This window comes from Pradoshia sp. TA40_28 (genome assembly GCF_059694525.1).
Map to the genome: position 1 here is coordinate 1 of NZ_JCATZO010000006.1, position 21,400 is coordinate 21,400.

At 37.2% G+C, this 21,400-nt stretch carries 27 protein-coding genes and 1 pseudogene; 5 read left to right on the top strand and 23 right to left on the bottom strand.

Going from position 1 to position 21,400, the window contains the following annotated elements; all coding sequences use genetic code 11:
• The 7 genes and pseudogenes from AC58NB_RS09265 to AC58NB_RS09295 all read right to left on the bottom strand — a co-directional run.
• Window positions 1-379: pseudogene (locus AC58NB_RS09265) on the bottom strand (penicillin-binding protein); the annotation flags it as partial.
• Window positions 380-465: 86 nt separating this feature from the next.
• A complete protein-coding gene (gene ftsL, locus AC58NB_RS09270; RefSeq protein WP_497426549.1) occupies window positions 466-816 on the bottom strand; it encodes a cell division protein FtsL in 351 nt (116 codons plus the stop codon).
• A 34-nt stretch (window positions 817-850) separates the two neighbouring features.
• A complete protein-coding gene (gene rsmH / locus AC58NB_RS09275; RefSeq protein WP_497426793.1) occupies window positions 851-1,786 on the bottom strand; it encodes a 16S rRNA (cytosine(1402)-N(4))-methyltransferase RsmH in 936 nt (311 codons plus the stop codon).
• A gap of 31 nt (window positions 1,787-1,817) precedes the next feature.
• Window positions 1,818-2,249 carry a division/cell wall cluster transcriptional repressor MraZ gene (mraZ, locus tag AC58NB_RS09280; protein WP_497426794.1) on the bottom strand — a complete coding sequence of 144 codons (432 nt, stop codon included), beginning with the start codon at window positions 2,247-2,249 and terminating at the stop codon, window positions 1,818-1,820.
• 276 nt (window positions 2,250-2,525) lie between these two features.
• Window positions 2,526-4,148 (bottom strand): bacillithiol biosynthesis cysteine-adding enzyme BshC, encoded by a 1,623-nt coding sequence (bshC, locus tag AC58NB_RS09285; protein WP_497426550.1) that lies wholly within the window; start codon window positions 4,146-4,148, stop codon window positions 2,526-2,528.
• 78 nt (window positions 4,149-4,226) lie between these two features.
• On the bottom strand, window positions 4,227-4,616 hold the full coding sequence (locus tag AC58NB_RS09290) for a DUF3397 domain-containing protein (protein WP_497426551.1): 390 nt from the start codon (window positions 4,614-4,616) through the stop codon (window positions 4,227-4,229).
• Window positions 4,617-5,516 carry a 2-dehydropantoate 2-reductase gene (locus AC58NB_RS09295; RefSeq protein WP_497426552.1) on the bottom strand — a complete coding sequence of 300 codons (900 nt, stop codon included), beginning with the start codon at window positions 5,514-5,516 and terminating at the stop codon, window positions 4,617-4,619.
• 180 nt (window positions 5,517-5,696) lie between these two features.
• On the opposite strand from AC58NB_RS09295, the gene AC58NB_RS09300 reads away from it, so the two are divergent.
• Window positions 5,697-6,155: an N-acetyltransferase gene (locus AC58NB_RS09300; protein WP_497426553.1), complete on the top strand. Its 459-nt coding sequence runs from the start codon at window positions 5,697-5,699 to the stop codon at window positions 6,153-6,155.
• Window positions 6,156-6,250: 95 nt separating this feature from the next.
• Here the strand turns inward: AC58NB_RS09300 and AC58NB_RS09305 are convergent, their stop codons facing one another.
• From AC58NB_RS09305 to AC58NB_RS09320, 4 genes are all read right to left on the bottom strand, one after another.
• On the bottom strand, window positions 6,251-6,802 hold the full coding sequence (locus AC58NB_RS09305; RefSeq protein ID WP_497426554.1) for an RsfA family transcriptional regulator: 552 nt from the start codon (window positions 6,800-6,802) through the stop codon (window positions 6,251-6,253).
• 102 nt (window positions 6,803-6,904) lie between these two features.
• Window positions 6,905-7,663: an enoyl-CoA hydratase/isomerase family protein gene (locus AC58NB_RS09310; protein WP_497426555.1), complete on the bottom strand. Its 759-nt coding sequence runs from the start codon at window positions 7,661-7,663 to the stop codon at window positions 6,905-6,907.
• Window positions 7,664-7,721: 58 nt separating this feature from the next.
• A complete protein-coding gene (rpmF, locus tag AC58NB_RS09315) occupies window positions 7,722-7,895 on the bottom strand; it encodes a 50S ribosomal protein L32 (protein WP_066100735.1) in 174 nt (57 codons plus the stop codon).
• 53 nt (window positions 7,896-7,948) lie between these two features.
• On the bottom strand, window positions 7,949-8,482 hold the full coding sequence (locus AC58NB_RS09320; RefSeq protein WP_497426556.1) for a YceD family protein: 534 nt from the start codon (window positions 8,480-8,482) through the stop codon (window positions 7,949-7,951).
• Between the two features lie 243 nt (window positions 8,483-8,725).
• Here AC58NB_RS09320 and AC58NB_RS09325 point away from each other — a divergent pair, with 243 nt between their 5' ends.
• On the top strand, window positions 8,726-9,937 hold the full coding sequence (locus tag AC58NB_RS09325; protein WP_497426557.1) for a nucleotidyltransferase: 1,212 nt from the start codon (window positions 8,726-8,728) through the stop codon (window positions 9,935-9,937).
• A 54-nt stretch (window positions 9,938-9,991) separates the two neighbouring features.
• Here AC58NB_RS09325 and AC58NB_RS09330 read toward each other — a convergent pair whose 3' ends face one another.
• Both AC58NB_RS09330 and AC58NB_RS09335 read right to left on the bottom strand, forming a co-directional pair.
• The gene (locus AC58NB_RS09330; RefSeq protein WP_497426558.1) at window positions 9,992-11,011 is read right to left on the bottom strand and encodes a SepM family pheromone-processing serine protease; all 1,020 of its coding nucleotides are present in this window, start codon (window positions 11,009-11,011) and stop codon (window positions 9,992-9,994) included.
• Window positions 11,001-11,795, bottom strand: a complete 795-nt coding sequence (locus AC58NB_RS09335; protein ID WP_497426559.1) for a patatin-like phospholipase family protein — start codon at window positions 11,793-11,795, stop codon at window positions 11,001-11,003. Before AC58NB_RS09335 ends, AC58NB_RS09330 begins: the two co-directional genes overlap by 11 nt.
• Before the next feature lie 199 nt (window positions 11,796-11,994).
• Here AC58NB_RS09335 and ylbJ point away from each other — a divergent pair, with 199 nt between their 5' ends.
• Window positions 11,995-13,224, top strand: coding sequence for a sporulation integral membrane protein YlbJ (ylbJ, locus tag AC58NB_RS09340; protein ID WP_497426560.1), 1,230 nt, complete (start codon window positions 11,995-11,997; stop codon window positions 13,222-13,224).
• A 43-nt stretch (window positions 13,225-13,267) separates the two neighbouring features.
• Here the strand turns inward: ylbJ and coaD are convergent, their stop codons facing one another.
• The gene (gene coaD / locus AC58NB_RS09345) at window positions 13,268-13,750 is read right to left on the bottom strand and encodes a pantetheine-phosphate adenylyltransferase (protein WP_497426561.1); all 483 of its coding nucleotides are present in this window, start codon (window positions 13,748-13,750) and stop codon (window positions 13,268-13,270) included.
• A gap of 30 nt (window positions 13,751-13,780) precedes the next feature.
• On the bottom strand, window positions 13,781-14,332 hold the full coding sequence (gene rsmD, locus AC58NB_RS09350) for a 16S rRNA (guanine(966)-N(2))-methyltransferase RsmD (protein ID WP_497426562.1): 552 nt from the start codon (window positions 14,330-14,332) through the stop codon (window positions 13,781-13,783).
• A 427-nt stretch (window positions 14,333-14,759) separates the two neighbouring features.
• Between rsmD and AC58NB_RS09355 the strand changes: the two genes are divergently transcribed.
• Complete coding sequence (locus AC58NB_RS09355) at window positions 14,760-15,149, top strand: DUF7147 family protein (RefSeq protein ID WP_497426563.1); 390 nt, start codon at window positions 14,760-14,762, stop codon at window positions 15,147-15,149.
• Window positions 15,150-15,178: 29 nt separating this feature from the next.
• Here AC58NB_RS09355 and AC58NB_RS09360 read toward each other — a convergent pair whose 3' ends face one another.
• The 5 genes from AC58NB_RS09360 to AC58NB_RS09380 form a co-directional block, all read right to left on the bottom strand.
• The gene (locus tag AC58NB_RS09360; RefSeq protein ID WP_497426564.1) at window positions 15,179-15,451 is read right to left on the bottom strand and encodes a YlbG family protein; all 273 of its coding nucleotides are present in this window, start codon (window positions 15,449-15,451) and stop codon (window positions 15,179-15,181) included.
• Between the two features lie 355 nt (window positions 15,452-15,806).
• Window positions 15,807-16,244 (bottom strand): YlbF/YmcA family competence regulator, encoded by a 438-nt coding sequence (locus AC58NB_RS09365; protein WP_497426795.1) that lies wholly within the window; start codon window positions 16,242-16,244, stop codon window positions 15,807-15,809.
• Between the two features lie 179 nt (window positions 16,245-16,423).
• Window positions 16,424-16,666: a YlbE-like family protein gene (locus tag AC58NB_RS09370; RefSeq protein ID WP_497426565.1), complete on the bottom strand. Its 243-nt coding sequence runs from the start codon at window positions 16,664-16,666 to the stop codon at window positions 16,424-16,426.
• A gap of 24 nt (window positions 16,667-16,690) precedes the next feature.
• Window positions 16,691-17,092 (bottom strand): spore coat protein YlbD, encoded by a 402-nt coding sequence (gene ylbD, locus AC58NB_RS09375; RefSeq protein WP_497426566.1) that lies wholly within the window; start codon window positions 17,090-17,092, stop codon window positions 16,691-16,693.
• Between the two features lie 362 nt (window positions 17,093-17,454).
• On the bottom strand, window positions 17,455-18,519 hold the full coding sequence (locus tag AC58NB_RS09380; RefSeq protein ID WP_497426567.1) for a CAP domain-containing protein: 1,065 nt from the start codon (window positions 18,517-18,519) through the stop codon (window positions 17,455-17,457).
• A 271-nt stretch (window positions 18,520-18,790) separates the two neighbouring features.
• On the opposite strand from AC58NB_RS09380, the gene AC58NB_RS09385 reads away from it, so the two are divergent.
• Complete coding sequence (locus AC58NB_RS09385; RefSeq protein ID WP_497426568.1) at window positions 18,791-19,156, top strand: YugN family protein; 366 nt, start codon at window positions 18,791-18,793, stop codon at window positions 19,154-19,156.
• Between the two features lie 47 nt (window positions 19,157-19,203).
• On the opposite strand, the gene AC58NB_RS09390 is transcribed toward AC58NB_RS09385, so the two are convergent.
• The 3 genes from AC58NB_RS09390 to ctaG all read right to left on the bottom strand — a co-directional run bounded on the left by AC58NB_RS09390 (window position 19,204) and on the right by ctaG (window position 21,334).
• Entirely contained in the window at window positions 19,204-19,707 is a 504-nt protein-coding gene (locus tag AC58NB_RS09390) for a hypothetical protein (protein ID WP_497426569.1), read from the bottom strand.
• Window positions 19,708-19,887: 180 nt separating this feature from the next.
• Window positions 19,888-20,355, bottom strand: a complete 468-nt coding sequence (locus AC58NB_RS09395; protein ID WP_497426570.1) for a DUF420 domain-containing protein — start codon at window positions 20,353-20,355, stop codon at window positions 19,888-19,890.
• A 109-nt stretch (window positions 20,356-20,464) separates the two neighbouring features.
• Window positions 20,465-21,334: a cytochrome c oxidase assembly factor CtaG gene (ctaG, locus tag AC58NB_RS09400; RefSeq protein ID WP_497426796.1), complete on the bottom strand. Its 870-nt coding sequence runs from the start codon at window positions 21,332-21,334 to the stop codon at window positions 20,465-20,467.
• Between the last annotated feature and the right edge of the window lie 66 nt (window positions 21,335-21,400).

Consider the following 21,400-nt stretch of genomic DNA (forward strand, 5'->3'; position numbering starts at 1 on the left):
CCGGTAAATTTAATTCTTCAATATCATTTTTCTGCTGGTGAGTTAAATCGCGTCCAGCTGAACCAAATTCAGTCTGATACAACCCTTTTTTCTGAATTCTTTTTAATATTTCACTTTCTTCCATGTCAATATGCTCTGCTAAAACCCTTGCTGTTTCTTCTTTATCTACCACATGCTTGGGCTTTTTCGGATTTTCTGTTATAGAAGAATCAAGAAGAGCAATCAGTTTATAGGTGGATGTATCCCTTGCAAGGACCTCTCCGTTTTTGTCAACGATTGTACCTCTTTGTGCTGATAATGTGCGGGTAACTTCATATTTATCCTGCGCTTTTGCTGCGAGCTCCTGCCCCCCTGCAACACCTGTATACTGGATGTACAAAAAGCGGAAAAATACTACACAAAAAAGCAGCCCAAATATTATAAATAAAAGTGCTGCTCCCCTATTACGGCTTTTTTTATTACTCATTAATCTTGCACTACCTTAACATTTTTATCTCTTAGCGTTAATCCCAATTCTTTCGCTTTTTCCCAGATTCGGTCATATGTACTTAACTCGCTAACTTGATCAGCATAATCTTTATTTGCCTTTTCTTGATTCTCTATTTTACTTTCAAGGGCAATAATTTCGTTATTGGTTGAGTAAATATTTGCTTGTGCAGAGACTATTTTTACAGCGAAGAAAGCGATAAACAAAGAGAATGTTAAATAAAGAACCTTCTCACCAATCGTTATGCCGCCTTTTACCTTAACCTTCTTTGTCTTTGCTCCTGCATGACGTTGCTGTTCCTGCTGAAGTTTTCTTGCTAAACTACTCAAGTTTATCCCCTCCCATAAATGGTATCTAACATTTCTATTTTATCTTTTCTGCCACTCTCAACTTAGCTGAGCGCGCTCTTTTATTTTCTTCTAATTCTTCCTCACTTGGTACTATCGGCTTTCTCGTAATCAGCTTTAATTCAGGCTCATATTCTTTTGGTATTACCGGTAACCCGTGCGGTAATGGAGGTAATTCCGATTGTTCTTTAAAAAAGCTTTTGCATATACGATCTTCCAATGAATGGAATGTAATAACGGAAATTCTGCCGCCCTTATTAAGTAGTGGAAGCACTTTTTCCAAAGACACTTCAAAAACTCTAAGTTCATCATTTACCGCGATTCGTATAGCCTGAAAAATTCGTTTTGCGGGATGTCCGCCTTTTCTCCTTGCCGGAGCAGGAATAGCATCTTTAATTATATCTACCAAGTCAAACGTTGTGCGAATTGGCTCAATCTCCCTGGCTTGTTCAATTTTCCTGGCAATTTGTTTAGAAAACTTTTCCTCGCCATATTTAAAGAAGATTCTAACCAAGTCTTCATATTTCCAGCTATTCACTACATCATAGGCTGATAAGGGAGAAGATTGATCCATTCTCATGTCAAGCTGTGCATCATGATTATAGCTGAAGCCTCTCTCCGGGGTATCAAACTGCGGAGATGAAACACCCAAATCATATAGTATTCCGTCTATTTTTGTAATACCGATTTCAGCAAGTTTTTCATCCAAATGAACAAAGTTGCTATTGATTAATGTTACCTTGTCCATGTATGGCTCAAGTTTCTTTTCAGCATGTTTTAAGGCAGTTTCATCCTGATCAAACGCTATTAATCTTCCTTGGTCAGATAAAGATTTAGCGATTAATTCACTGTGTCCTGCGCCTCCAAGGGTACAATCCACATAAATTCCGTCAGGTTTTATATTCAGCCCATCTACAGCTTCTTTTAATAGTACAGTCGTATGATTAAACATTTCTTCACCTTCCTGAAAGGAAGTATGCGCATTAAATATCAAAACCAATCATATTTTCAGCAATCTCTGAGAAAGATTCTTCGGAGTTCGAGAAATATTCTTCCCATATTGATTTACTCCATATTTCTATCCGGTTAGATACTCCTAAAACCACGCATTCTTTTTCCAATTTTCCATAGTTTAAAAGTGGTCCCGGGATGTTCACACGTCCCTGTTTATCAAGTTCACATTCAGTCGCACCTGAAAAAAAGAAACGGGTAAATGCTCTTGCATCCTTCTTTGTAAGTGGAAGGCCTTTTAGCTTTTCTTCAAGTTGAGACCATTCATCCAGCGGATATCCAAACAAACATTGATCAAGGCCGCGCGTAATGACAAACATATCTCCTAAACTTTCACGAAATTTAGATGGTATGATGATGCGTCCTTTTGAATCAATCGAATGATGGTATTCACCCATGAACATGTCCTTCACCCCACTTCTCCAATTTAGAGTACCACATCCCCCCACTTTTCACCACAATTTATACAAAAAAACTTTAATATTCGAATAAAATATCAGCTGAACAGAACAAAGTTTTCCAGAGGTCCAAAGGACAGAAAAAAAACTGCCTATTTAAGACAGTTTTTTAGAAATATTATTATCTAGTTTTTTAGTTGCTGATTCCATACACAGGACCCTTTTCGAGTCCGTATATATTGTCAAACCGGGCGAATTATTTCTTTTCTTCTTATCTATTTTTTATATAAATACGACATAATGTGAACCATCAAATTCGAGTGATTCCGCCAAAAGACTTTCTACCCATGATGTCCCATAGTGATTGAAAAAGTCAAACGGATTAAGAATTCTTTCCTGAAGACCACCTGACGGATGGAGCCTATTTTCGACACGATTATATTTTACAATCGTTTCTTCATTTTTTCTTTCTAAATGGCTCTCCACCTTTTTCTGCATAAATAAAAGCTGGTCCTTAATTATCTGGCGATTTTTTTCGAAAAGAGGCTCTAATCCTTTATCGAAATTAACCGCTTTATGTTGCCAGGTAAGATGGTCTTTTTCTAGATTTTTTATTATACTTCTATATGTATCTGGAGCCTGTTTATACAAATCATGCAGATACTTTTCCTTCTCGTCAGTACAACCTGTTTTTAATACTTTTTCTAAAGAAAGATTAAGTTCTTCTAATAACCTCTCCAAATTCCCTTCCAAAAGAGTAAAGGATAGTCGCGGCCATATTGGGGGCATCTTTTCTCCAATCATATTGAACGCAGGCTTAATTTCACTCCAGTAAGCAATCTCACCGGGTCCGGCTATAAATCCTAATACCGGAAAGAGTTTTTCTTGCAGAAGCGGCCGAGACACAACATTCGTACTGAAATATTCTGGATGCTGTGAAAGTAATCGATCCAGCTCAATTTGGGATAATTTAATCCCGCTTCCCTTCCCAACTAAATCACTCGTACCTTCTTCCCGTTCCAGCAGCAATCGATTAGCAGTGGTAGGTTCGTAATAAAACAGATTTGTACATCGTTCATCCAGCTCAATAATGGGATTGTATCCCTTTTCCTTCAAAAGACTTTGCTGTTTAATTACAGACCTGCTGATTTCGGTTTCAAAAATAATCTGCTGATAGAGTGGGCCGGCCAGCTTTCTAAAATCGGGATCACCTGAATCTACCAACAAGAGGCCTTGATCTTTAAACAAGTCGTTAATTAGGAAAGCAAAAAAATCTGTAAACGTTTCGGATTTTTCAAGCGCTTTTTCTGCCCAATCCATCAATTCATTCGTATGCTCTGTTTCTCCCCATAGAGAAAACACATCTTCCAGCCATTTTTTTGCTGTACCAGACTCCAATACCATATCAGATATCATTTTTTTCGATAAAGGTTTATCCGGATAGACAATTCTTTTTAATTCTGAGCCTTCTTCAGCGTAAACATGATTTACTTCCGGAAAATCATGGTCCTCACCAGCAATCCAAAAAACAGGGACGACCGTTTTATTTAATCGTTCACTCTGTTCCTTTGCCAGCTTTATAATTGAGATAATCTTATGAATTGAATACAACGGACCGGTCAATAAACCCGCTTGCTGACCTCCTACTATAACGAGAGCATCCTCACGCAAAGCATTGATATTTTCTTTAACTCGCTCTGATAATCCATATTTACTCATGAAAGACTGAATATAGGATGCCATTTCCATTCGTGGATAAGTCCGTTCCTCCAGCCAATCAACCCGATTTTGTATATGGCTCTCATTCTTCCAATCATACTCTGTAAAAGATTTATTTATTTCTCCTTTGATATAGTCTGATGCAAAACTATTCAAAGCAGGAATATTCATTTTTATGTATTCCATCAAGGCTGTCTCCTTTTGAACAAATTCATATAACAGTATATCATTCCCTTCGATGCCTTAAAAACCTATTGCACTCACCTATATAAAAACATTAACAATTCTCTCTGCAATCCCAATAAAAACCAATAAAAAATAACCGATTGAGAATAGTAAAAAAGAGGCTCTCCAAAAGCTTGTGAAAACTCTTTTTAAATTAATCTCTTCCCTTACTTTATAATGCATAAACAAGACAACTGACGCTAATAAAATAAGGATAATCATAATAATCCAAAGATATGAACGTTCAAAAAGGGCAATGACAGCATAATGAACTGCCATAATCAGAAAAAGCGTCGTAATATCTGCAGATAGCCTCACTGCTTTTTTGTTATTTTTAAATTTCTGGCGTGATAGGGTATACACTGCCATATACACAATTACCGGCATGATCACACAAGCAGCAATAAGTCCTGCTAGTAAACTGTCCAATCAAATCTCCCCGCTTTCTTCCATTCCACGTATCATCGTATACAGCAGCTGACATTGAGGTGAAGGAAGACCATGTTTCTTAGCTTCCCGAATGCAATACCCTAGTATTGTGTCTATTTCTGTTTTTCTGCCTAACTCAAGATCCCTTAACATAGAAGATTTATTCTTTGCTGTATGATCACATATTACGGAAATTTTTTTTAGATATGCTTGATGCTCCGCCCGTGGAATTATAAGTGAATCACAAACCTCACGGCAAATGGATTCCATCAACTTAACATAATATATATTTTTTATTAATTCTCCATTACAAACTCGCAAGACACTTGTAAGAGGGTTGATCACAGAATTAACAATTAATTTTTCAATGTGAATGGGCCTAATATCCGGTATCACCTGGACTGGAAAGTCATCCACATCCAATGTTTCTATACCTTGGAATTCAGTTCCTTTAAAGAGACCTATTTTTATCGTACCCTTTCCGGTATGGCGAACAGTATAATCATTTTTCCGAAGAGCACCATGCTCAATAATACCGGTATAAATACTGGAAACCTGCATTTCAGGTAAATAATTAAAATGATCCATTCCGTTTTGCAGAAAGACCACAACAGCTGCATTCTCTTCCAGGATAGGCAATAGCTCCAAAATAGCAGACTGCTTTACGGTAAGGAGAATAACATCCTGATTCCGAATGGAATGCGCTGATTTTTCCATACACACAGCAGAAATATAATTATAATGATACTCGTAAGAGTCAGCAATCAGGGTAATTCCTTTTTCATTAATTTCTTTAGCTTGTCTTTGTGTATGTGTAAAAATCGTAATTTGATGATGACTACTTAGCTTTGCAGCTACTAATAATCCGACCGATCCGCCACCTATTATTCCAATTTTCATGGTATCCTCCAAGTACCTTTTGCAATAATTGTAACAAAAGGACAGTATGATGAAAAGATTACAAATCTCTGTTTTCTTCTTTATAGGTGTAAATGATTAAAAAATAGGATTTTTCAAAAAACTCAGCTATAATGGCAATATAAGTTAATTTTTTTCACGTACATATAAGGGGGATATGACATGAGTGTAAAGGTTGAAAAACTACTTGTTAATTATCGTACGCTTGAAGAATTCAAGAAGTTTAAAGAATATGGTTTACAAGAATTATCCATGTTCGAAGACTTACAGGCCAATCTAATAGAAGATAACAGCGAATCACCTTTTTATGGCATCTACTTTGGGGATAAATTAGTTGCCAGAATGAGCCTTTACAAAATCGATGCTAAGTATGATAAATATTTCGATCCACCTCAGGAATATTATGAAATATGGAAGCTCGAAGTCTTACCGGATTATCAGAAAAAAGGCTATGGCTCGTTATTGGTTCAATTCGCAAAAAATCTCGGTCTGCCGATTAAAACCAACCCAAGAGTACATTCACGTAATTTTTGGGAAAAACAAGGCTTCGAACATGTAGAGTATGATATGGAAAGAGACTTGGGCGAAAATCCACTTATCTGGCAGCCTAGTAAAAACTAATATATGTAGAAGAGCTTTCTATTTGAGAAAGCTTTTTTCTTATTTAAAATCAACAATAGAAGCATACCTCATAAGGCATGCTTCTAAAAAAATCTTCATTTTTCCTCCGATAATTGACGTGCACGATTCAGCAAATCAAGCAACCCATGATAATCCTTTTCCATTTGTTTAAATCGAATTTCCAATGTATCTCTCTCTTGAACCAAGTAATCTGTATGCTTTTTTAATTCTGAATACTCCTTAAGCAATTCCTCCGATGACTGGAATGATTGTTCTTCCAACCTACTTTTTAAATTGATTAAGTAAGCAATAACCCTTTCTAAAGACAGGCTGAGTTCGGCATCTTCATTTTTTTCGGCAGGTTTATGCGTCTCCTGATGTGGCAGTTCTGTTTTTAATTCAAGAGTGTCTATCGTTTTCTTCAAGTCCTTTCTTGCTTTTTTAGCTAACTCTATCCCTTCTAAATATTGTTTACGAACATATGAATTCCATCTAAACCCGCACGCAGCTGACGTTCTCGATAACCCTTTGCCGACTTCTTCAAACGCTTTCAATTGTGTGCTTCCCTCACGAATATGGCGTAATACTACCTCCGCCAAATAGACATCCTCGTCCTGCGACCACCCATCCTGCCTGGAGCCTGTCATCCTCTATTCCTCCCATCATGCAATCATAATATTTATTCATATGCATCTGGTAGGAAAGATAGAATAAAACAAGATTCTATTAACGCAATAATTGATTTTACTTTATCCCTTTTCTTTAAATCGTTTTACAGCTTCCATATGTGTTGGTAATACCCATAATTCTGAACATCGTTTAATTTCTTCCTGCATCCTTACGTGTAAATCAGAGGCCTTTCTTTTGCGAACCACGATCTCTTTATAAGCCATTAGTGCTTGAATATCATTCTTTATAATAGACTCAACTAGCGGGGTCATGATTTCCTCGTTTATTTCTGGCATGATGCTATTCACAAAGCCATGAGTATATGCCTCATTCACAGAAAATCTCTTTCCTGACATTAACCATTCCATTCCGATCCCTTCTGGTACCTTTTCCAGTAAAAGCTCTCCGCCTCCCCAACCGGTTGTAATCCCCTGCTGAATTTGAATAAAACCAATTACTGTCCCTTTCTTCGCATATCGAAAATCACATGCTGTAGCCAGTTCCAATCCGCCGCCAACAGCAGGTCCATTCAAAAAGGCAAAAACAGGCTTAGGCAAAGTAGCTATTTTATATAAGATATCTCCCATACAAGACAACATTTGCAAAGCATCCAGTTGGTTATCAAGTAGATGGAATTCTTTCAGATCACCACCAGAGCAAAAAACGTCACCTGCTCCAGTTATCACTAACGCTTTAAGGTTTACATCTTTTTTCACCCGTTCAATGGCTTTATCTAATATATTCATTACCTCAAAATTAATAGCATTTTTAACCTCGGGGCGATTCAACGTGACCAGTAAATAGTTCCCCTTTATCTCCCATTTCTCTTCATTGCGCATGATTATCTCCCCCTACAAACAAAAAGAACACAGGTTTCCCTGTGTTCTCCCGAGTTGATTATTTATTTACAACTTCTTTTCCTTTGTATGTTCCACATGCTTTACAGATACGGTGTGATAATTTCATTTCACCGCAGTTTGGGCATTCAACCATACCAGGGACTTGAAGTTTGAAATGCGTACGACGCAATCTCTTTCTAGTTTTCGAAGTTCTTCTGAAAGGTACAGCCATGTTTTACACCTCCTTAAAAAAACGATGGTTCTATGGAAGACTTATGTAGTCTTTCATTTTTCACTGTTATCATCATTGTTGTCAAAAAAATGGGCCAACTTTGCCAGTCTTGGGTCAACCTTTTTAACTTGCTGGTCTTCTGAAATCAATTCCCAGTCATCTCCAGCTTGCGGGGCACCGTTAACAGGTTGATCCGTATCACAAAATACCTGCAATGGAATTTCAGTGATAATGATTTCTTTGACTACCGGCGTAAGATCCACTACATCTCCCTCAGCCACATGATATTCTCCATCCTCTGTAACCATACCTTCATACTGATTAAAAAGATAGGTCTCTGTTGTTTGTACATCAATTGGGAATGGGACATCGACCAGGGTTCTTGAACATGGTAATGTTAATGTACCTGATATTTTCAGATGAAAAGTAACTCGATTGGAACTCAAGTCTGCCTTTCCAAATACACGAATTGGTGAAATATCACGAATTTGTGGATCTGTTTCTTTTAGTTCAGATAAATCTGCTGTCTCATCTACATTAAACCCATTATCGCGAATTTTGTGCAGTTGTGGAATTGTCCATTTCATATTATATCACCTCAAGGCAACAAAGGTAATTATAGCTTTGGTAAATTCATTTGTCAATGTTTTTTCTTTACAGCCATATGTGATACCCTTATGCAAATTTTAAGCACTTGTCCACTTATTTTACCCGAATTATGTAGTTTTGAAAACAGAATAAATTCGAGTACCTATTTTTTCGTTCACTTGCTTCCTGATAACTCCATCATTTACTATTAATAAAACAACCATTTATAGGAGGTGGATTATGTGAATGCTTTGGGACTTGTTGTGGAATATAATCCTTTTCATAATGGACACTTATACCATTTACAACAATCTAAATCTATTACAAATGCTGACGTGACCATCGGCGTAATGAGCGGTAATTTTTTGCAGCGCGGCGAGCCTGCCCTCGTGGATAAATGGTCTAGGACTGCGATGGCATTGAAGGCAGGAATTGACCTAATTATTGAGCTTCCATTCGTTCATGCCGTCCAAAAAGCCGAATATTTCGCTGAAGCAGCTATTCTTCTATTGGAAGAAATCGGCTGTAAATCAGTTTGTTTCGGCAGCGAACAAGGCGAAATTGAACCTTTTATACATACATACACGATTATCGAGGAAAATTTAGACACTGTTGACCAACGGATTCAGTATTACAGCAAGGAAGGGTACAGCTATCCAAAGGCTGCTTCTCTGGCCTATAGAGAATTACAAACCCGGTATCCCGCTATGCTATCATTGGACCAGCCTAATAATATCCTTGGCTACCAATATGTATCCGCAATCTTAAAACATAACTTATCAATCGAGCCAGTGACAATTAAACGGACAGGGTCCGGATATCACGATCCCATTCTAATGCCCGGTAAGATTGCGAGTGCAACTGGCATCAGAAAAGAATTAATGGAAAATCGCAATCTGGACGCCATCTCACCCTATGTTCCTGAAACAACCTTTAAACTGTTGAAAGACTATATGATACGGCAAAGAATCCTTCACAATTGGGAGCTTTATTGGCCATTTTTAAAGGTTAAATTGATTACAACACCACCTGACACTCTGGCGCAAATATACGAAATGAAAGAAGGTCTGCAAAATCGATTAATTGAGGCAGCAGAACGTGCTGGTACTTTCGCGGAATTCATGTCACTCATTAAAACGAAGCGATATACCTGGACGAGATTACAAAGAATTCTCACCTACACTCTTTTAAACTTTACAAAAACAGAGATGCCTCAAAGCCTATTTCCGCCATATATACGCGTGTTAGGTTTCAACTCTGCCGGACAACAATATTTAAAGAGCATAAAAAAGGATAAAGGAAATCTTTTAGTTTCCCGCCTTGCTGCCTGTCAAAACCCTATAATTGAAATTGACAAGCGGGCTGCCATCGTTCATGCCGCTGTTCTTCCTCCTGAGTTTTCTATCATGGCTCAGAAACGTGAATTTATGGCACCAATTGTCTTGTCAAATTAAAAAAGAAAAGCCATCGATTCAAGTATGAATCAATGGCTTTTTCTTTTATTCAGCTTATTTTACTTCCATACCTTTCAAATAATTCAATGCATCATCTATTGTATCTACAGGGACAATGGTCATATCTGTACCAATTTCTTTTGCCGTTTTTATAGCCATTTGGTAATCGGATTCTTTAGCACCCTCTTGGTTCGGTGCAAAGAATATATCTGCATCTGCAGAATCAGCCGCTACAACTTTCTGATCTACACCTCCGATTGGACCGACTGTTCCGTCATCAGAAATCGTTCCTGTTCCTGCAATTTTCTTTCCTCTTGTGTAATCTTCTTCTGTTAGTTGATTAAATATTTCAAGTGAAAACATTAGCCCCGCTGATGGCCCACCAATACTATCAGCGTTTATCTCGATATCCCTGTCTGTTTTGACGCTTCGATCTTCAACCAATGTGATACCCACACCAACTTTTCCAGTTTCCTCAAGTAGCTTCAATTGTAGCGTTTTTTCAATGATTTTTTCATCACGCTTAATTTCTAATTTCACTTGATCCCCTGCCTTTTTCGAGGATACGTATTCTATGAAAAATTCACTTGACTTAATATTTTTTCCATCGACTTTAATAATTCGATCTCCAGGATTCAATACACCGTCCGCAGGTTTACCCTCAGCAATCTGCAACACGTATATTCCTTCTAATTTAACTTCGGCTTGATAGCCTGCTTTTTTGTATCCATTCAGTATAGCGGATGTCTGGGAATCATCCATCAGTTTTAGTTGCCTAACCGTATATTCTTCATCGGTTTCGTCCTCGCTCCTGATTTGGTCCAGTTTATAAATTTTATGATAATCAGCAAATTTAGCCCACGCATATGTATAAATATTCGCCCTGCCCATCCGGACCGTTGTCAGCATAAAAGAACCCTCTGCTTTTGTTCCGTTTTCGACCTCAACAAATTGCTCCAACGTTTCCGCAGATCCGGGGGTCGAGACATAATAAGGCAATTTATAAAAGGACGCAAGCATTGCCAGCAGTAGGACTGCTATCCCAATTTTGCCTAAATTGAACTTACGCTTCATCTATATTTTTCTCCTTCCAATGCTGTATGGCCTTTTTAATCTCCGGCAGCCTTTTTTTCGCTTCTTGTTCCCCCATCATAATAATTTCCTGTATGTTTGTAAATGCTCGCGAACTATAGATTTCAACCGGGGGCTGAATCATGACATCCGCATCAATCCCTTTCATTTTGACAATCTCCATTTGCAGAATATCTAAACTTTTAGAAATTACATCATAGATCGATTGAATCTCTGTATCTCCCTTTGTAGCAGAAACATCGCTTGCAATAACAATATCCGCACCCATTTCTTTCACAACCGAAACCGGAACTCGATCCACTACGCCCCCATCTACGAGTAATTTCCCGTTGATTCGTTTCGGTACGAATACACCGGGAATAGAGATACTGGCTCTTACTGCCTCATAAACCGGTCCATCCGTGAAAACAACCCTCTCTCCTCTTTCTATATCGGTGGCCACAACAGCCAAAGGGATTCCAAGGTCCTCCAGATTTTGATTCTTTGTAAACAAGCGAATATATTCTTCTATCCTTTTACCAGCTACAAATCCCAATCTCGGTACAGTCAGATCCATAAAGTATTTCCGCTTAAATTGCAAAGAAACTTTTTGTAATAATTCAAGATCTGAGCCACTTGCATAAAAGCAACCAATTAACGCCCCCATACTGCTGCCCGCTATATAATCAATTTCTATCCCTTCGCTGATTAACACTTTCAATATACCGATATGCGCAAACCCTCTAGCTCCGCCAGAACCCAGTGCCAATCCAATTTTCGGTTTCATTCCAAATGACACTCCTTTTTGCAAACTGATTCTATGCATGCCCCGTTAACCGGAGTCTTAGTTCTAAACTATTTTTCTTTGAGTATATTTTGATAATGGGGACAACCCAGTCACATCAAAACCTTTTACTATTTTACTAAATATATTTTAGCATTTGCTCATTTACTACGCTTAAATTTCATAAGGGAAGGGATTTAATTTGAATAAATCAATTATAAAATCAGCACTATTAGCGTTGATTGCAGTGATAATGGCATTAGCCTTAATATTGATGCCTCAGGAATCCTTTGAAGCCTCTGTTCGGGGTTTGAATATTTGGCTTGACATTGTTTTTCCTTCCTTATTACCTTTTTTAATCATCGCTGAAATGTTGATTGCATTCGGTGTAGTAAAATTACTGGGTGTTTTTTTAGAGCCGCTCATGCGCCCCTTATTTAAAGTGCCTGGAGTAGGCGGATTTGTCTGGGCAATGGGCCTTGCATCCGGCAATCCCTCCGGGGCGAAATTAACGGCCAGGCTGCGTGATGAAGGACAGCTAACTAGGATAGAAGCTGAACGATTAGTGTCATTCACCAGTTCATCGAACCCGTTATTTATTTTCGGAGCTGTATCTGTCGGTTTTTTTAATAACGCTAAGCTGGGAATACTGCTAGGATTGACTCATTATGCAGCAAATATATGTGTTGGGCTAATTATGAGATTCTACGGAAGAAAAGAAGAAAAGAATCAATTAGAACGTACTAAAAAAGAAATAACTATCTTTCCAATCATGACAGCTCTAAAGAGCATGCATCACACCCGCCTAAATGACAAACGTCCAATAGGAAAAATATTAGGAGATGCCGTTAACTCATCCATTCAGACACTTTTGATGATTGGTGGGTTTATTATTATCTTTTCTGTTATTAATAAACTATTGTTTCATTTACATATTACTGGCTTTTTCGCTTCCATTGTTAACAGTCTTTTCTACACTCTTCATATCCCGTCATCACTAAGCATCCCGTTTATTTCAGGGTTATTTGAAATTACATTAGGATCACAACTAACGAGTGAGGCTGTTGGTGCCACCTTATTGCCGCAAGCAATCATTGTCAGCGCTTTACTCGCATTTGGAGGATTTAGCATACAGGCTCAGGTCGCCAGTATTTTAGCCGAAACCGATATACGGTTTAAACCATTTTTTATTGCACGCCTACTCCATACTATTTTTGCAGCCATCCTTACATTAATTTTGTGGAAACCCATATATTTGAGGTTATCCACATCAGAAAACACATCTGTTTCTCAGTTTGTCTTCTCCATGGAAACACACGGATTATCTAATACGATTATAAATTTCTTCGTCAACTATGGTGCCTTAATCACGATTGGATCTTTGGCGGGATACACGATTTTATTATATATACAGTACAGAAAATCTCGATAAGTAAAAAAGCCAATCTCTAAGGATTGGCTTTTTCCCAATGTCATTATTCAGCCATCTTTCTACTCAGTCGCTCTTGAACACATTTAGGAACAAGTTCTGATATATCGCCACCATACTTTGCTACTTCTTTGACGATTGAAGAACTCAAAAAGGAATATTGATTATTTGTCATAATAAAAAACGTTTCAATTTGATCATTTAATAAACGATTCATAGAAGTAATTTGCATCTCGTATTCAAAGTCAGAAACAGCCCTTAAACCACGGATAACCGCATTCGCATTTTTTTCCTTTGCATAATCTACGAGCAACCCCTGAAAACTGTCCACCTTGACATTAGGTATATGGGCAGTTGCTTCTTCAATGATTTGAACTCTTTCCTCTACCGTAAATAAAGATTTCTTAGCGGAATTATGGAGGACCCCGACATATAATTCATCAAATATCTTTGCTCCTCTTTGGATAATATCCAGGTGTCCATTTGTGATGGGATCAAAACTTCCAGGACAAACAGCTATTTTCTTCACACTACTCCCCCCAATCCTTGTAATTAGTAGTTATCTCTCGAAAAAGGACACGACAGTAATTCCATACTTCTCTGTACGAAACTTTGTAAACCCGCCAATTTGTTCAGGAAGAGTTACTTCTTCTCCATGTTCACAAATAATCATCCCATTTTCCATCAATAATTCAGCATTTTCAATTTCCTCAATGAGAGCCGGGATGATGTTAGCTATTTTATATGGAGGATCCATAAAAATAAGATCAAATTTCTTATTTCTCTTACCGAGAGCTTTTAATGACCGCATCGCATCACTTCTGTGGACCTCTGCCTGGTTATCCATTTTACATGCCGTAATGTTTGTTTTAATGATTTGTATGGCTTTAGGATCCTTATCAACAAATACTCCTCTATCCATCCCTCGGCTCAACGCTTCTAGCCCAAGTGAACCGCTTCCTGAAAATAGATCAAGAACCTCTCCGCCTTCAAAATAAGGGCCTACAATATTAAATAAGGATTCTTTTACTTTGTCTGTAGTTGGCCGGGTCGTCATGCCCGGAACAGCCTTTAATGGTCTTCCTTTACAAGTACCTGAAATGACTCGCATAATAATCTGTCACCAAATTTCATATGTATTCAACTTTCTAAGATATCCTACCATAAAAATTCTTGTTTTCACAAATTGAAATCAAATTTCTTCTATTCATGAATAGTTCGATTTGTTTTGGCCATACTACTATCAACAACATCTTCAGAGGTGTTGTTGCCAACCGCGGAGAAGACTTACGTTTCCCCATAAGTTCTTCCTCCGGTTTCTCCTCTCCCTTTGCCTTCTGCCTTCTTAACGAAGGTATAGAAGGACCCTGCGATGAATGTCGCAGGGCTTTTTTATTTTATTCGTATCTTTTTTAAAGCTACCAAAAATTAATAGGAGAGCTTTATCACCGTTTTCTTACATATAACTAACTTCCCCGATAACCTGGCAGGATAATGTGGTACACTAAACCATATTGTTATACAGGAGGAAACTCGGAATGAATCAACGTTTTATCGAACTTGGCCCAGGATATTCTGATCTTTATGAGCTATTAGAATTAGCAAAAGCTAATCATTCTCGAATGAATTATTTTTTATGCTTACAATCAGAGAGTTCAAAAGGTAAGGTCATGTCATTTGTATTAGTCATGAAGAAATCAAGCTATGGTGACTTCATCCCAATCTATATTTGCAGGGAGGGAATTCCTGTATTAAAGAATAAACCAAGCAAGCGTTATGAATTATTTGAACAGGCTGCCAAAGACCAGAACAAAGAGGTTATATCGATGGAGGTCAGACATTCATCCACATTTGCTGATGCCGAGCTATACTATCAATATTTAATCGGTATACTTCGTATGAACCGTTTCTTACCCCCATTGCAATAAAAAAACCGGACCCATAAGGATCCGGTTTTTTAAATACCTATTTTATATTCTTCCTTTTCCTTCTCATGCTTTTTACTCTCAAATTCTGTTTTGATAAAAGGTTTTTGAGATACGTCTATTTTTTTGACAAAAGCATAGGAAGATAATTTTTCCGAAACAGCATCTATTTCGTCCATATTCACATATAATACAGCATATTTTAATTTGCGGGAAACATAATGCAGATTGCCAGTTTTACGCAATGTTTTCACTTGTTTTAGACTATGCAGCCATACAATCAGGCTTTGCCTTTCTACAAACATATACATACCCCTTTAGGATGCAATTTATATTTAGTGTACCATATTTTCAAAAGGTGTATCAATATTTAGTGAGAGAAGAACTAGGACCCAGTACTCCATTACGTGAGAGTTGTACCTATACCCGTTTATTTTTCAACAGATCGTTTAATTCCTGAGGTTGAGATAGACACTCTCACCAATATAGGCACATATCCTAACAAAGTTCTAACTGAGATGTAGTTAGGATCTCTCTTAGAATGAAGTCGCAGCTTATTCGTCCTTAATGAAAATGGTATTACTTTGAAAAATAGAAAATCTCTCTATTACAAAAGAAAAGGCAATCCCGATAAAACGGGATTGCCTTTTGTCTATACCGTTACGAACATCCACAGCTTCCCCCGGTGCCACATCCTCCACTGCAGGAGGATTCAAAGAACGGATTCCCTGTCGGTACTTTTATATGAGGAGATACTGAATGGCCAATAAGCATACTAATCTCATCCAGTAGTTGCTGCAAGTTTGTTTCAGCTTGTTTATATTCAATTACAGATGGGTGAAGGTCCATTTCTCTTTTAGCCTCACGGATTGCTTTTGAAATAGTTCGGTAATCAGGATGGTATCTCCCAAAACGCTGAACTTCCTCATAAGCATCCTTTAACGAATTAAAGGCATGTATTTTTTTCTGTGCAACCTGGTCCTTCTTCATCTGATTAAGACTTAAGTAGTATTGCTGAGCTATATCTGAATTCATTATTTCTTTAGCCAATTGTTCAGCATGATCAATGATTTGAACTGTTTCAACAGTAGCAAGCATGAAAATACTCACCTCCAACCATATCATACCATGTAAATCCCGAGGATGCTATAACTAGGGATAATATCCTTCCATTTTCAGGAACCTTTTTTTATGCTTGTCCTCTCTATATGGATAAGTAGACGAAGTAATTCGCTGCTGTGCTTGGCTACTTCATCTACCCCCACAGAATGTCCGCATCATTCATTACCGCTATTCATTGTTTGAAACATCGAAACCATCATAGATGCCATTTGAACACTGTTCGAAAGCTGATGAACCCGGTCTGGGATAGATTTTTTAAAAAAGTACTTCGCTTCCGTATCAAATAAGGCAAAATCCTGCGGATTTCTACATAACCGTCTATACCAGATTGGCTGTTGTCTTAAAAAGCTCAATAAGTCTTTATCAGCTTCGATCAATTCATAGATATCTTGTCTCAAATCCTCACTCCCGATCTTTATGAGCTAATCTTGTCTAAATCTGAAAGGATGATTATTTTGGACGGGAGGTGATGTTTTTTCTGTTTGTCCGGAAGATTGAAATTGAGAGATAACACCTTGAATTGCCCCTAACACTTTACTTATATTTCCAATTTGGTTTTGAATTTGATCTGGATCCATTTTTTTTAATTGATTAAGAAGCTGAGAAACAAACTCTCCCTTTTCTATTTTTTTATCCTCTTCCCCGCCTTTTTTTTCACCTTTATATTCGTTCCACACCTCATCCTCTTCTCCCAGTAAAGACCAATCTTCATAAATTTCTTGCCAAGTTTTCTTACCCATCCTTACATCTTTAACGATTTTTGGATTATCCTTAAGAAAATGCTTGAAATCCTGTACAGAAGGATGCAACTTGGAGTCATCCATATACCCTCACCTCATCACATGACATACGCCTAGGATAGTATATGTTTCCAGGAACCGATAAGTGAAGATTCTTATCAAAAAAATCAACTGACATAGGAGAGTTAGCAGGAAAAGTTTTTAACCAACCAGTACATAGGAACTGGTATGGTAACAGGTTGATTTTTATAAATTTATATTTCCTCATCAGATTGTTGACTATAGGACTAGTAGGTCGCTTACATTCTTTTCTTTTTGACTCCATTGGCCAAGGTATAATCACCGTTCCTCTAAATGAATAAAACACATGATGTCTCATTTTTTGCATATAAAAAAGAGCAATTGAAGTGAAGTAAGCCTACCTTCTTCATTGCTCTTTTCCAAGTTTAATCATGCAAAGCTACAAAGTTCTGTGTGTAATATTTTTTGTAAACCCCTACACCAAGTCGGGTAAAATCTTCATTTAACATAATATCTCTATGTCCCTTACTATTGAGCCATCCCTCAACTGCCGCAATCGCATCTGTGTATTGGGCAGCTATGTTTTCACCAGCGGAAGAGTAGGAGACACCGCCTTCCTTCAGACGATCGCCAACATCTTTATCTTCTGGAGAGACGTGATCGAAATATTCATTCCTCATCATATCTTCACTGTGCTTAAAGGCTACAGCCGAGATTTTTTCATCATACTCCAGGGGTGCTAAATCAAAGCGGTTTCTTATGATATTTGTCAAATCCAGGATTTGGCGTTGACTGCCTTCCTCTACCAATTCCCATTCTGCATCGGATAATTCTGTAGGTTCGTATAACTCGCCGCGATAAGTAAGTTCATACGGTTTATGCAAAACTAATGTTTCTGCATCCATAAATCGAACACCCGATACCTGACCAAGGATTTTATCCAAATAAACCTGCGCATACATATCACCGAGCTTTATTAGAGGTCGATAATGAAGATCTTCTTCCGATAACTCAAAACGATATTCAGTGTCTTTCCACTTGAGCTCGATATAACTATCCATATTTAATTCCTTATATAGAGATTCCACTGTTTGATCGATAAAGAATGGATATAAATTTATATCATCTGCGGAACTGAATAAGGTCACAATTTTTTTATCTTTTTCGTTTATTCCAAATTGTATATAGTTGCTTAATGTATCATTATAGATCCACCAATTATATCCATAAGCCGAAGGATCAATACGATTGGGCTCTCCATATTCCTCAAGCAATTGATTGCTCGTTTTACCAATCCATTTAGACACACCCTGTTCAGGTCTGGATTTGTTATCCGATAATTCTTTCGTCTTTTCAGATGTTTCTATTGTATTTTCATTAACGGAGTTGTGATCGATAATGGCCGTATTGTCTTTTCCATCATCTTTAACCGTTAGATAGATGCCAACAATCGTAATTAATACTAAACTAAATAATACCCTAAAAACCAATTTCAGAGGTAGTCCCTCCTGTCATTCTTACTGTATATTTTTTTTATTATACCATTAGAATCGGAACAAACCTATCACTTAAATCTAAACAATTATAATTAAGTAAATTATATACATATAGAATATTCATATAATCAGACCAACTTTTCCTTACAAGAAAGAACAATTTATTGCAGATAAGGAAAATTAATACTAAAATTAGATTAGAATTTCCAAAACTTGTTTCAAACTGAATTAGGGCATTTGCTAAAAGGGGATAGGAGGAAATAATATGAGATTTGAAAATACAGGACTTGAGAAATATCAAGTGAACTTAAACAGGCTTGATGAAGTCATGAATGAAAATGGATTGATAAGAGCTGAACAATGGGATTACGAACGTGTTTCCTACGACAAAAAATATGAATTAAAAGATGGTACATTCTATTTGCGCGTCTTTGGATATGCTACTGAAGGGGATGTAGGGGCACATCGAGCAACCATTCAATTAATGACGCCAGTCCTCGGCAAACACTATTACCCTCATGGTGTTGAATACGGAGAGAATGAGCATTTCCCAACATCGCTTCAGAAGCAATGCGAGACTGTTCTCGCAGCTGTTAAAGCTGAGTTAGATATATTCGTAGAAGTGGAATAAAGTATTTAAAGATAAGGCTGCAGGCGGTGACGATGAACCCTGCAGCCTTAACTCATGTGTTTTCTCATTAAGCAATAACAGCCGTCTTCCCTCTCAGGCTCGAATCCATACGTCTTTAATAGCTTTTTAAAATAGAACTGTTTATCTAAAACTTCTGTTTTCACTATTTCTGTAGTACCTAGTTTTTTAAAATAATAGAGAAGACCTTCCAAAACTTCAGACGCATACTCCTTTTCTTTTCTTTCATCTATAAAATTCAATGAAAAGGTTAAAGTTCCCCTTCTTGCAGGGTTTCCTTCAACCTCTAATTCACCAATAAATTGTTGATGTTTTAAATCAATAATAAAACAGATCCACAAACCTGCATCTACTTCCACTTCAAACAATTCAATTAAAAGCGGAAGTATACCTTTAATTCGATCAGATGGGAAACGTTCAGGAACCATTACGGGGGATACTCTTTTAAAATCTGCGGGGTATAAAATAAGTGATTTTGCCAATGATATAGAGCAAGGGATGATTAGAATTCGACTGGTCCTAATTTGTTTCATGATCACACCACCTCCGAATAATTGCATTATAGAATAGGGATACATAGATGTAGCTTATATAGCTCCTTAGACATTACCCTGGGCCTATCAAAATCTCAATCAACCTTCCCTACCCCCAATAAAAAAAAAGCCGTCTCTAATTCTATGAGACGACCTGTTTTATCTATGCACCTTTTATTTTCACGAACCCATAATCGCTTTAAAAACACTCGTGGTTTTTCCACCATGGTAAATAACATATAACAATAAATAGACAGTGACACCAGCTACAGAGTTAATCATCCATATGACACTCGTTACAGGAGCTATTTTTCGATGTTTCTCAATTTTCCCTTTATAGCCATAATATAGACTAATAATACCCATTACCGCTCCAATAGTTGCCAGGGTAATATGTGAGATTAGGAAAATCGTATAATATATTTTTATCGAATCGGGTCCCCCGAAAGCAGTGTTTCCTATAAACAATGTTCTGCTTGCATAAATAATAAAGAACATAATGGCAAAAATCGCTGCCCAAAACATAAATTTTTGATGAATCTCTATATTGCCTTTTTTAACTTGCCATACTCCAAAACCTACAAGAATAGCACTGATTACGATACATGCTGTACTGATTGTAGGCAGCAGGGGTAATGAACTGCTCATAATAGTAGAACCTCTCTTTACTAATTCTGTTAACTCTTCAATTGTAAAATATTATATTTGAAAACTCAAATTTTACTATAAAGTTCACTAAAGTTTCAATATTTACTTATTAATTTCCTAAATGCGGATTAGCTTCCATGAAACGTTTTGTCTCTGCATCTGCTTTTTGAGTATCATCTTTATACCAATTAAAGAAGGTAAACGCTAAGATGATTCCATAAACGATTTCCTGGATGATTTTCATAATGACACCGCCTGTTTGCTGATCTTCAACAACCGGCATGTTTATAAACATTTGAGGACCACTTAAATCAAGTCCGGATAAAGTACCAACCGGAACACACAGTTTCATGGCTTCCATCCAGACTGCTGGATCTGCATAAGTTGCATACATCGGCACCTTTGAAAAAATGATGAGCGCACAGGCTGGTGTAATTAATATTCCATTTGCAAATATATATCCAATTTTCTTCAATCCTGATAATCGTTGGCTCTCTTCTATTTTATTTACCAAATGCCACCACATAAAGAGTGAGGAAATAAACAGAACGGCTGTAAATAGACCATGAAGCAGCATATTAACTTTTACAACATCAAAAATGGATGGGACATGGTAAAAAGAAAACAGTCCATTAAAGAAAATCAGCGTTATCAATGGTTGTGTTATGAGGATAAACCATTTTTTAAATACAAATTTCTTTAATAACCAGTCCGGTATTCCCAATAGAAAAAACGGAGGTATAACCAAAAATAAAAATGCCATTTGAATCATATGAATCGTAAAAGAAAGATGCCCCAATAAATCTACTGGTGAACCTTTAATCACATATATAAGACTCATGGCTACAGTGAAATACACAGCCTCTTTCCCTTTGAATCGGTCACCCGCTTTATAATAAGTAATATAAAAATAGACGGCTACGATCAAAATTGTCACGAGAAGTAAGTACGGACTCCACAAGGCCCTAAATCCAAACATATCTAAATTCAATTCTCTCACCTCTTAATTAGATGTCCTGCCTCTATTATTGTTTTAAGAAAAATG